General features: G+C 69.3%; 10 protein-coding genes. 2 read left to right on the forward strand and 8 right to left on the reverse strand.

What is annotated here, in order from left to right; all coding sequences use genetic code 11:
• From gatA to Y706_RS0122290, 3 genes are all read right to left on the reverse strand, one after another.
• On the reverse strand, positions 1-1,420 hold a 1,420-nt coding region (gatA, locus tag Y706_RS27195; protein WP_043437087.1), incomplete at its 3' end, for an Asp-tRNA(Asn)/Glu-tRNA(Gln) amidotransferase subunit GatA.
• A 4-nt stretch (positions 1,421-1,424) separates the two neighbouring features.
• The gene (gene gatC, locus Y706_RS0122285) at positions 1,425-1,721 is read right to left on the reverse strand and encodes an Asp-tRNA(Asn)/Glu-tRNA(Gln) amidotransferase subunit GatC (protein WP_026537696.1); all 297 of its coding nucleotides are present in this window, start codon (positions 1,719-1,721) and stop codon (positions 1,425-1,427) included.
• 174 nt (positions 1,722-1,895) lie between these two features.
• Positions 1,896-3,419 (reverse strand): CitMHS family transporter, encoded by a 1,524-nt coding sequence (locus Y706_RS0122290; RefSeq protein ID WP_343213117.1) that lies wholly within the window; start codon positions 3,417-3,419, stop codon positions 1,896-1,898.
• A 127-nt stretch (positions 3,420-3,546) separates the two neighbouring features.
• Between Y706_RS0122290 and Y706_RS27200 the strand changes: the two genes are divergently transcribed.
• Together Y706_RS27200 and Y706_RS0122300 are read left to right on the forward strand one after the other, a co-directional pair.
• A complete protein-coding gene (locus Y706_RS27200) occupies positions 3,547-5,301 on the forward strand; it encodes a sensor histidine kinase (RefSeq protein ID WP_156945229.1) in 1,755 nt (584 codons plus the stop codon).
• Positions 5,294-5,965: a response regulator gene (locus Y706_RS0122300; protein WP_028278310.1), complete on the forward strand. Its 672-nt coding sequence runs from the start codon at positions 5,294-5,296 to the stop codon at positions 5,963-5,965. Before Y706_RS27200 ends, Y706_RS0122300 begins: the two co-directional genes overlap by 8 nt.
• Positions 5,966-5,984: 19 nt before the next feature.
• On the opposite strand, the gene Y706_RS0122305 is transcribed toward Y706_RS0122300, so the two are convergent.
• From Y706_RS0122305 to ligA, 5 genes are all read right to left on the reverse strand, one after another.
• Positions 5,985-7,700 carry a SulP family inorganic anion transporter gene (locus Y706_RS0122305; protein ID WP_028278311.1) on the reverse strand — a complete coding sequence of 572 codons (1,716 nt, stop codon included), beginning with the start codon at positions 7,698-7,700 and terminating at the stop codon, positions 5,985-5,987.
• Between the two features lie 82 nt (positions 7,701-7,782).
• Positions 7,783-8,166, reverse strand: coding sequence for a RidA family protein (locus tag Y706_RS0122310; protein ID WP_028278312.1), 384 nt, complete (start codon positions 8,164-8,166; stop codon positions 7,783-7,785).
• Between the two features lie 114 nt (positions 8,167-8,280).
• Complete coding sequence (locus Y706_RS0122315) at positions 8,281-8,784, reverse strand: GNAT family N-acetyltransferase (RefSeq protein WP_028278313.1); 504 nt, start codon at positions 8,782-8,784, stop codon at positions 8,281-8,283.
• Between the two features lie 112 nt (positions 8,785-8,896).
• Positions 8,897-9,733 (reverse strand): inositol monophosphatase family protein, encoded by an 837-nt coding sequence (locus Y706_RS0122320; protein WP_043437091.1) that lies wholly within the window; start codon positions 9,731-9,733, stop codon positions 8,897-8,899.
• On the reverse strand, positions 9,730-11,646 hold a 1,917-nt coding region (gene ligA, locus Y706_RS27205; protein ID WP_043437093.1), incomplete at its 5' end, for an NAD-dependent DNA ligase LigA. The genes ligA and Y706_RS0122320, both read right to left, overlap by 4 nt.

Consider the following 11,646-nt stretch of genomic DNA (forward strand, 5'->3'; position numbering starts at 1 on the left):
GGGCCGGGGCCAGGAGCTGGATGCCCACGGGCAGCCCGTCCTCGTCGGCCAGGCCGCCGGGCAGGGACAGACCGGGGACGCCTGCCATGTTCGCCGGGATGGTGGCGACGTCGTTGAGGTACATCGCCAGCGGATCGTTGAGCTTTTCGCCGAGCTTGAATGCCGTGGTCGGCGCCGTCGGGGAAATCAGCACGTCGGCCTTTTCGAAGGCGGCGTCGAAATCGCGCTGGATCAGAGTGCGCACCTTCTGGGCCGAGCCGTAGTAGGCGTCGTAGTAGCCGGCACTCAGGGCGTAGGTGCCCAGGATGATGCGGCGCTTGACCTCGTCGCCGAAGCCGGCGGCGCGGGTGGCCCCCATGACCCGCTCGATGGTCAGCGGTCCCTGTTCGGGCAGGACCCGCAGGCCGTAGCGGACGCCGTCGAACTTGGCCAGGTTGGAGGAAGCCTCGGACGGCATGATCAGGTAGTAGGCGCCCAGGGCGTACTTGAAGTTGGGGCAGGAGACCTCGACGATCTCGGCGCCCGCGCCCTTGAGCAGTTCAAGGGATTCGTTGAAGCGGTTCTCGACGCCGGCCTGGTAGCCCTCGCCGTGGAGCTCCTTGATGATGCCGATCTTCATGCCCTCGACGTTGCCGGTCCGGGCCGCGGCCACGAGGTCCTCGAGCGGGTCCGGCAGCGAGGTGGAGTCGCGCGGATCATGCCCGCCAATCACCTGGTGCAGCAGGGCCGAGTCGAGCACGGTGCGGGACACCGGGCCGATCTGGTCCAGCGAGGAGGCCATGGCGATGGCACCGTAGCGGGAAACGCCGCCGTAGGTGGGCTTGACGCCGACCGTGCCGGTGACGGCGCCGGGCTGGCGGATGGATCCGCCGGTGTCCGTGCCGAGGGCCAGCGGGGCTTCGAAGGCCGCGACGGCGGCAGCGGAGCCGCCGCCGGAACCGCCCGGGATGCGGTCCAGGTCCCATGGGTTGTGCGTGGGCCCGTAGGCGGAGTGCTCGGTGGAGGAGCCCATCGCGAATTCGTCGAGGTTCGTCTTGCCCAGGATCGGCATCTTGGCGGCGCGCAGGCGCTCGACGACGGTGGCGTCGTAGGGGCTGTGCCAGCCTTCGAGGATCTTCGAGCCGGCCGTGGTGGGCTGGCCGATCGTGACGATGAGGTCCTTGACGGCGATCGGGACGCCCGCGAGGACGTGGAGCTCTTCGGCGGCGGCACCGCCGGCGGCGCGGATCGCATCCACTTCGGCGGCGACGGCGAGCGCCTCGTCGGCGTTGACGTGGAGGAAGGCGTGGACCTTGCCGTCGACGGCGGCGATGCGGTCCAGGTAGGCCTGGGTGACCTCGACGGCGGTGATCTCGCGGGCGGCCAGCTTCTCGGCGAGCGCGGCGGCGGAGAGGCGGATCAGTTCGTTGTTCTCAGTCATGGTCTTAGTCCTCATCCAGGATTGCCGGGACCTTGAAACGGCCTTCGTACGCGTCGGGGGCACCGGAGAGGGATTGCTCGGCCGTAAACGTGTGGCCCACGACGTCCTCGCGGAACACATTGGTCAGCGGAATCGGGTGGGACGTGGCCGGGACGTCATCACCGGCGGCTTCACTGACGGACTTCACTGAATCCACGATGACGGCGAGTTCGCCGGCCATCCTGTCCAGCTCTTCAGCACTCATCTCGATGTGCGCGAGTTGCGCGAGATGCGCGACGTCGTCGCGGTTGATCGCAGCCATGGATCTCCCCTGCAAGGTATGGATAATTTTCCGTCCCAGTCTACGTGTCTGAACTCCCTGCCGCCGTCCGGCGCCAGGCCGGACGAGCCTCCCTCACCAAACGGGACTGTCGGGTCCGGAAAATCTCCGAACCCGACAGCCTCGCCATCAATATTTGTGGTGCTCCTTGGTTTGTCAGCCGATGCCGATGGCTCCGGTGAGCACGCCGACGCCGAGCATCACCAGGGAGATCACGGCCGTGCGCCACAGGACCTTCTTGTGGTGGTCGCCCAGGTCCACCTTGGCGAGGGAGACCAGGAGCAGGATGGCGGGGACCAGGGGGCTCTGCAGGTGGAAGGGCTGGCCGGTGATGGAAGCGCGGGCCATGTCTGCGGCGCTGACGCCGTAGTGGGCCGCCGTTTCGCTCAGGACCGGCAGGACGCCGAAGTAGAAGGCGTCGTTGCTCATGAAGAACGTCATCGGGATGCTCAGGACGCCGGTGATCACGGCCATCAGCGGACCCATGTCCGACGGGATGATCTGGACCAGCCATTCCGACATGGCCTTGACCATCCCCGTGCCGTTGAGGACGCCGGTCAGGACCGAGGCGGCCATGACCATGCTGACGACGGCGACGATCGAGGGAGCGTGCGCGATCAGCTGGGCGCTCTGGTCCTTGACCTTGGGGAAGTTGACCAGCAGGGCGATGGCGGCGCCGACCATGAAGACGAACGGGAGCGGAATGACGTTGGCGACGAGCGTGACCATGACCGCGACCGTGAGGCCGAGGTTGAACCAGAACAGCTTGGGACGGAGGGTCTTGCGGTTGGGGTCCAGGGCGGTGTCGGCCATGGCGGAGTCGCGGTCGTCAACGAGGGAATCGGCGCGCTCGAGCACTGCAACGGACGATCCCTCCGGGGAGAGCCCGGCGGGCGAGGCTCCGGGGCCCTTGCGGCCGCGGCCGATTCCGGTGCCACCGGCCGCGCTGCCGCCGGCTGCGCCGTCTGCATCGCCGTCGAAGGCTGCAGCTGTGTCCGGGACGCCCCAGATCTCGGGGGCGACGGCGCGGAGGCGGTTGCGTTCCTGCAGGCCGAGCAGCCAGGAGAAGACCAGCACGACGATGAGCCCTGCGATGAGGGACGGGACCATGGGCACGAAGACATCGTTGACGTCGAGCTTCAGCGCGGAGGCGGCGCGGGCGGTGGGGCCGCCCCAGGGCAGGATGTTCATGGTGCCGTTGGCCAGGCCGGCCACGCAGGTCAGGACCACTGGGCTCATCTTCAGCCGCAGGTAGACCGGCAGCATCGCCGCGGTGGTGAGGATGAAGGTGGTGGAGCCGTCGCCGTCGAGGGAGACCGCTGCCGCGAGGATGGCCGTGCCCAGGACCACCTTGGCGGGGTCGTTGCCGAGCTTTCGCAGGATGAACCGGACCAGGGGGTCAAAGAGCCCGACGTCGATCATCAGCCCGAAGTAGATGATCGCGAACATCAGCAGCGCGGCTGTGGAGGTCATGGATTTCATGGAGTCCATGACCATCGGGCCGATGCCGAGGCCCGCGCCGGCGAAAAGCCCGAAGACTGTGGGAACAATGATGAGCGCCAGCACCGGCGTCAACTTCTTCGTCATGATCAGCACCATGAATACCGCGATCATGGCGAATCCTAGTAATACCAGCACGGCCGGCTCCTTCTTCGTTGAATGACACCACTCCGGTGTGATGCGCACTACAGACGTTAGAGTGGCGCCCGTCACGACTGGGCCTTTGGCTCAATTGATTGGCATACTGCTTATTGGATGCATTTTGCGCATTTTGCTCACGTCCGTACCAACCCCAGGCAGGAGCCCGATGAAGCGCCGCACAGCTCTGCCGGCCCTGCGCTTTTCGACCCAGACACTGCTGCTGCAGCTCGGCGTCGTGGCGCTGGTGGTGCTGCTGAGCAGCGCCGTCCACGCCTGGCTGAGCTATGACCGGCTGGGCCGCGAGGCGGAGAACCAGGCGCTGACCCTGGCCCGGACGGTGGCCTCGGACCCCTCCGTGCGGGCTCAGGTCCAGTCCATCAGCGCCCTTCCCGCCGCTCCCCCGGCGGCCGAGCTGCTGGCCGGTCCGTTGATGGCTGCCGCGGAGGGTGCCCGCACCCGCACCGGGGCCCTGTTCGTGGTAATTACGGACGAGACCGGCATCCGGCTGGCGCACCCCGACGCGGAACGGCTGGGCGAAAAGGTCAGTACCGACCCCTCGGACGCCCTCGCCGGCCGCGAGGTCACCACGCGGAACACGGGCACGCTGGGCCCGTCCGCCGGTGCCAAGGTCCCGGTGTACGCCCCGGACTCGACGGCGGTAGTGGGCGAGGTGAGCGTGGGCTACTCCACCGAGACGATCAGCCAAAGCCTGGCCCGGGACATCATCCCCATCGCCGTCACGGCCGCCGGCGCGCTGCTGGCCGGCGTGCTCGCCTCCTTCCTGCTGCGGCGGCGGCTGCAGCGGCTGACCCTCGGGCTCGAACCGGAGGAGATCAGCACCCTGGTGCACGACCAGGTGGCCGTGTTGCAGGGCGTCGACGACGGCGTCATCGGCGTTTCGGCCGACGGCAGGGTCAGCGTTTTCAACGCCGCCGCCCAGCGGCTGCTCGGTGTCCCGGACCTCGCGGGCACGGCCTGGGCCGCCGCGCCGGTCCCGGAGCAGCTCAAAGCCCTGACCCGGGCCGATGCGGTCGAGGGCGAGGCGGTGGAACTCGTGGCCGGCGGCCGGGTGCTGGTGGTGAGCGCCCGCAAGGCCCTGCACGGCCGCGAGGACCTGGGCTGGGTGGTGATGCTGCGGGACCGGACCGAGCTGCAGCAGCTGACCCGCCAGCTCGACGCCGTCGGCACCATGTCCGCGGCTTTGCGGGCACAGCGCCACGAGTTTGCCAACCAGCTGCACACGATCGCCGGGTTTATGAGCATCGGCCAGCCCCAGCAGGCCCAGGACTATCTCGCCAAACTGGCCGGCACCGGGCCGCTGGCATTCCCGGTGGACCAGGCCGAGCTGCTCCAGGACCCCTACCTGCAGGCCTTCCTCGGTGCCAAGGGCGTCGAGGCGGACGAGCGCGGCGTGAGCCTCCGCCTCGGCCCGGAATCCGTGGTCCGCGGCCACGTCACCGAACCCCAGGACGTCACCACCGTCCTGGGGAACCTGATCGACAACGCCGTGAACGCCGCCGTCGCCGGTTCCGCGGCCGAGCGCTGGGTGGAAGTCGAAGTGCTGGACGAACCGGGCATCAACGGAGGCGCCGGCACACTCCACATTGTGGTGGCCGATTCCGGCGACGGCCTGGGCGTTGGAATGACAGCCGCCGAGGCCGAGGGGGTCTTCGCGGAGGGCTACACGACCTCGGTCCGGCCCGCGCGCCCTGGCGGAGGGCAGGGCCTGGGGCTGGTGTTGTCCCGGCAGCTCGCGCGCCGCCGCGGCGGAGACGTGCGGGTGCTCGAAGCCGGCTCCCCCGGCGGCCCGGGCGCCGTTTTCGTGGCCACGCTGCCGGGAACCACCGAACCGGGGCCAACGCTGCCGGGAAATACCGAACCTGCAATCACTGAAGCAAACCGGGAGGACAACGATGTCTGAGGATTTCAGGGTGCTGATTGTCGACGATGATTTCCACGTCGCCAAGCTGCATGCCGCCTATGTGGATTCGGTGGCCGGCTTCCTGTCGCTGCCGCCGGCCGGCTCGGCGTCCCAGGCACTGCAGGCCATCCACAGCCTCCGCCCGGACCTGGTGCTGCTGGACGTCTACCTGCCGGACGCTTCGGGCCTGGACCTGCTGCACCAGCTGGACGTCGATACCGTGATCCTCAGCGCGGCTTCGGACACGGCCTCGCTGCGGCTCGCGTTCCGCCGCGGGGCACTGGGCTACCTGCTCAAGCCCTTCACAGCCGAATCCCTTTCGCAGCAGCTGCGCTCCTATGCACGCTACCGCCGGATCCTGGCCCAGCCGGGCTCCGTCAGCCAGGAGACGGTGGAGCGCGCCAAGCGCGCCCTGATCCCGGGCGACGTCGTCGCCTCGGCACGTCCCCGCTCCGCCACCGAGGCCGCGGTGCTGGAATCCCTGGTGCCCGGCGAGCAGTATTCAGCCGCCGACGTCGCCGCCCGGGTCGGCGTGTCCCGGGCCACCGCCCAGCGGTATCTGTCCGCGCTGGCGGACGACGGCGCCGTCGACATCCAGCTGCGCTACGGCACCACCGGGCGGCCCGAGCACCGCTACGGAATCCCCGCCCCGGCCGGCCACTAGGCGCCGCGACGTAAGCAGCTCAGGCGCCGTCGGGCTCCTTCTGTGCCGCCGCCTGCTCCGCCTGCACGGCCCTGTGGATGTTGCCGTGGATCATGTCCGCCCCGACGCGCTCGATCACGCCGTCCCGCTCCAGGACCGACCGGACCGCGGGCTTCAGCCGGGTCAGGCGCAGGTTGACCCCGGCCTCCCGGGCGAGGATGACGATGTCCGCCACCTTTGCCGCCCCCTGCGAGTCGACGAAGTTGATCCCGCCGCAGTCGAGCACGATCCCGGTGAGCCCCGGCGTCGACTGGATGACGTCGCGCAGGCGGTCCTCCAGTGCATCGGCCGTGGCGAAGAACAGGCCGCCGTCGAACCGGATCACGGCAATGCCGGGAACGGTCTCGTCGCCGGGGTGCTCACCGGCGTCGCGGAAGACCTGGGTCCCGGGCTCGCGGCCCAGGTCGGGCATCTCCGGATGGGTCGCCACCCGGACGAGCCAGATGAGCGAGAGCCCGATTCCAATGACGACGCCCGCCAGCACGCCGAAGATGAGGGTCCCGATGATGGCAGCGACCGCAATCCAGAAGTCGAACTTCTGCACGCGGGCCAGCCGCCGCAGCTCGGGCACGTTCATCATGCCCATGACGACGGCCTCGATGATCAGCGCCGCCAGCACGGGCTTGGGCAGGATCGAGAACAGCGGCGCCAGGAAGAGCAGCGTGAGCAGGACGGTGATCCCCGAGGTGAGGGAGGCCAGCCCGGTCTTCGCCCCCGAGTGGTCGTTCAGCGAGCTCGCGGACAGGCTCGTCGAGACGGGCATCCCCTTGAAGAGACCCGAGGCGATGTTGGCCATTGACTGGGCAATGGATTCCTGATTGATGTCGATCTGGTAGCGGTGTTTGGCAGCGAACGCCCTGGCATCCCCGGCGGTCTGGGAGAAGCCGATCAGGACCAGTGCCACCGCCGCGAGCGCCACGGTGCCGACGTGGTCCCACATGAGTTGGCCGTCCGGGACCTGCAGCGAGGGCAGCCCGCTGGGTACGTCGCCCACCAGGGCCACGCCTTTGGCCCCGAGACCGAAGAGCGCCTCCGCCGCCAGTCCGCCCACCACCAGGACCAGGGCGCCGGGGACTTGGGGAGCGATGGCTTTCAGCCCGAAGACCACAGCCAGCGCGATGACCCCCACCACCACGGTGGTCGGCTGCGCCTCGCCCAGGGTGCCCAGCCACGACCACAGCTCCTGGAGCGGGTTCGAGCCGGTGACCTCGGTCCCGGTGAGCTTGGGGAGCTCCCCGATCACGACGTCGATCGCCGCGCCGAAAAGGAAGCCGGTGACCACGGCCTTCGAGAGGAACTGCGCAATCCAGCCCATCTTGAAGACAGCAAGAATCAGGAACAGGATCCCGGAGGCAAGGGTAATTCCGGCAACGAACGAGGCGACACCCTGCTCGCCGGTGATGCCCGCCGCGAGCACGGCACTCGCGGCCACCGCCGCCAGGCCCGAGCTCGGCCCCATCGAGATCTGCCGGCAGGTGCCGAAGATCGCGTAGACGATGGCGCCGGCGGCCGCGGCATACAGGCCGTTCTGCAGCGGGATCCCGGCGATGCCTGCGTACCCGAGGTTCTTCGGAACGATCAGGGCCGCGACGGTGACCCCGGCAATCAGATCGCCGCGCAGCCACGAGCGGTCATAGGAGCGGAACTGGCCGATGAGGGGGATCCTGGTGGGCCCCTGCCCGTGCGCCTTGGTCATGCGCCCTTCATACTCCAAGTCCCGACGTTCCGCCAGAGCCCGGCCGGCCCCCGCAACGCCCCGGGCAAGCGTCGGTTTGGCCCTAGGTGGCGCTCTTCTGGGCGACGAGTTCGATCTCGACGAGCATCTTGGGATCCAGGAACGGCAGCACGTGAACGAGGGAGAGCGTGGGGCGGATGTCGCCGAAAACCTCGCCGTGGGCCCGGCCGGCCTCTTCCCACTGGCTGATGTCCGTCAGGTACAGCTTGGACTGCACCACGTCCTCGAAGCCGAAGCCGGCCTCGGCCAGCACGGCGCCGAGCTTCTGCAGGATGTAGCTGGTCTGGGCGTAGAAGTCCTCGCCCACGATTCCGTCCTCGCCGCTGGCGGCGGTCGCGGAGATGTAGAGGGTGTTGTCCACCTGGACAGCCCGGGAATAGCCGAGGGTCTGTTCCCAGGTGGAGCCGGTACCGAAGGTCTTGCGCATGGTGGGCCTTTCGCAGTTGCCGCAGGGATCGGCACAACTGTAGGGCGCCGGATGGCCGGGCCGCCAAACCGGGTTGCTTTGTGTCGGCGGACCTGCGCGGGGCCACCGCCCCGGCTAGAGTTCCTGGCGGTAAACGAGCAGTTTGATGTCCGTGCCCGGCACGAGCCAGTCGCGCTCCGGCGCCCGGACGAAGCCGGTCTTCAGGTAGAGGCCGTGGGCGCTTTCCCAGCTCTCGCCCGTGGTGAGGGCCACGGCGTGGATGCCGGGCAGGGCCCTGGCGTGCTCGATGATGGCCTGGACCATGGCCTTGCCGGCACCGCTGCGCTGGACGGAGGGGTCCACCACGAGCATCCTGAACTCGAGCTCGTCGCTGAAGGCGATGTCCGCGTAGGGCTCGCCGGCGACCGCCAGCGTCACGGAGCCGAGGATCCGGCCCTCACGCTCGGCGACCCAAACCGTCGCGGCCGCCGCGCGCTGCCCGACGTTCTGGATCTGCTGCATGTAGGGGTGGTCGGCGCTCTCAAAGTAGCCTGCCGCCAGGTAGGCGTCCCGGGTGATGCGCGCTATGGCGTCGAAGTCGGCCGGAACGGCGGGGCGAATGAGGATCTGCGAAGGCACCTGTCAATGGTACGGGCGCCCGGCCCGGGCCGTGCCCGGAAAGGCCGTTTCCGTGACTGAACTATCACTCAGGCGCATCTGACAGGCGTAGAGCCTGCCCGGCGAGACGACGTTAGAGCGGGAACTTGCCGGAGAGTTCCAGCGGCCCGGCGCACGTCCATGCTGCGAGGCGCTCGTCGTCGGAGGGGCCGCCGGCCAGGGGGCTGGTGAGCCGCGGACGGCGCACCCAGCAGCCTGCCTCCTCGGCGATCAGGGCCCCGGCGGCGAAGTCGTGTTCGTTGAGCCCGCGCTCACCGTAGGCGTCGTGCGTGCCGTCCGCCACGAGGCACAGGTCCAGTGCCGCGGACCCGAGCCGGCGCATGTCGGCGAAGCCGTCCATCAGGCTGCCGAGGCCTGCGGCCTGTTCCGCCCGCACGCCGGGATCGTAGCTGAAGCCCGTGGCCAGGATCTGGCCGGTCCGTCCGGGGACCGGGCCGAACAGGGCGGTCACGTGGCCCTGCTCCTGGAGCCAGGCGCCCTCGCCGCGGGACGCGTAGTAGGTGCGTCCCAGCGCCGGTGCGCTGACGACGCCGGCCAGCCAGACGCCGTCGGCGTCGGCCACCGCCACGGAGGTGGCGAAGTAGACGATGTTGCGGATGAAATTGGTGGTGCCATCGAGCGGGTCGATGGACCAGCGGTAGCCGCTGGGCTCCGCCGGCAGGACGGTGCCGCCCTCCTCCCCCGTGATGATGTCCCACGGCCGGGCGGCGGTGATGACGTCCCGGACGGCGGCTTCGGCGGCGAGGTCGAAGGCGGTCACCCAGTCTCCTGAGTCGCCCTTGTTGCTGACGTCCAGGGCCGCAGTCTTCCGGGTGGCCAGGACGGCGGCGCCCGCCGCCGCGGCCGACTTGGCCAGTTCGAGCAGCTCCGGAATTCCAGGTGCGGGAGGACCCGCGGAGTGGGAACTCATTCGGCCGCCGCAACCTCGACGCCGGGGGCCCCGCCGCCGTCGGCCGGGTCCGGGACGCCGTCCGCACCGGTGCCCGGCACACTCTCCGCGCTGCCGTCCGCGCCGGTGCCGGCCGGCCCGTTCGCCAGCAGGGCACGGAACCCGTCCTCATCCAGGACCGGGACGCCGAGCTGTTCGGCCTTGTCCAGCTTGGTGCCGGCGTTCTCGCCCGCCACCACGTAGCTGGTGTTCTTCGACACCGATCCGGCCGCCTTGCCGCCGCGGATCAGGATGGCTTCCTTGGCCTCATCGCGGCTGAAGCCCTCGAGGCTCCCGGTCACCACCACGGTCAGCCCCTCCAGCGTCCTGGGCGTCGACTCGTCGCGTTCGTCCGCCATCCGGACGCCGGCGTCCGCCCAGCGGTCCACGATGTCGCGGTGCCAGTCCTCGGCGAACCATTCAGTCAGCGCCTGGGCGATGACCGGGCCCACGCCGTCCACGTGGGCGAGCTCCTCCTCGGAGGCCTGCCGGATGGCGTCCATGCTGCCGAACGCGGTGGCGAGGGCGCGCGAGGCCCGCGGGCCGACGTGCCGGATAGACAAGGCCACCAGGATCCGCCACAGCGGCTGGGATTTCGCTTTTTCGAGCTCCCGGAAGAGCTTGTCCGTCGTGGCCGTGGGCTTGGACGGGGTCTTGGTGGTGGCCTTGGTGAAGAAGTAGGGCACCAGCTCGAATTCCCCGGTGCCGACACCCTTGGAGCGCTTCTCCCGGCGGACACGGACGTCCGCGAGCTGCTCCGGAGTGAGGTCGAACAATGTCGCCTCGGTGGTCAGCGGCGGCTCCGCGGGCTCGGCCGGCTGGGTCAGTGCGATGGCGGCTTCCCAACCGAGGGCCTCGATGTCGAAGGCGCCGCGGCCGGCAAGGTGGAAGACGCGTTCGCGCAGCTGCGCCGGGCAGGACCGGGAGTTGGGGCAGCGGATGTCCACGTCCCCTTCCTTCCCGGGGGCCAACGGCGTGCCGCACGCGGGGCATTCGGTGGGCATGATGAAGTCGCGGACGGGAGGGTCCTGCTGGTCCCGCAGCGCCAGCACCGGGCCCACAATTTCCGGAATCACGTCTCCGGCCTTGCGCAGCACCACAATGTCGCCGATCTTCACGCCCTTGGCCTTGACCACTTCCTGGTTGTGCAGGGTGGCCATTTCCACGGTGGAGCCGGCGACTTTGACCGGTTCCATCACGCCGTACGGGGTGACCCGGCCGGTGCGGCCGACGTTGACGGCGATGTCGAGCAGCTTGGTGTGGACCTCTTCGGGCGGGTACTTGTAGGCCACGGCCCAGCGCGGCACCCGGGTGGTGTAGCCCAGGGCCCGCTGGGTGGCGAAGTCGTCCACCTTGATCACAATGCCGTCGATCTCGTGGGTGAGGCTGTGCCGCTTGTCGCCGTAGCGCTTGATGAATTCGAGCACGTCGGAAAGCCCGGCCAGGACCTCGAAATACGGGCTCGTCGGCAGACCCCACTCGGCCAGCTTTCGGTAGGTCTCGGACTGGCTGGCGGTGTCGAGACCCTCGCGGGCGCCGATGCCGTGGACGTACATCCGCAGCGGCCGCTTGGCGGTTTCCGCGGGGTCCTTCTGCCGCAGCGAACCTGCGGCGGCGTTGCGGGGGTTGGCCAGCGGCGCCTTGCCGGCCTCGATCAGGGCTTCGTTGAATTCCGCGAAGGCCTGCGACGGGATGAAGACTTCGCCGCGGACTTCCACCTCCGCCGGGAAGCCGGTGCCGCTGAGCTGCTTCGGGATTTCCTTGATGGTCAGGACGTTATGCGTGATGTCCTCGCCGGTGGTGCCGTCCCCGCGGGTTGCGGCCCGGACCAGGGCGCCGTCGCGGTAGAGCAGGTTGACGGCCAGGCCGTCGATCTTCAGTTCGGTGAGCCACGA

Origin of the sequence: Arthrobacter sp. I3 (assembly GCF_000520575.1) — a bacterium.
Lineage (GTDB): Bacteria > Actinomycetota > Actinomycetes > Actinomycetales > Micrococcaceae > Arthrobacter > Arthrobacter humicola_A.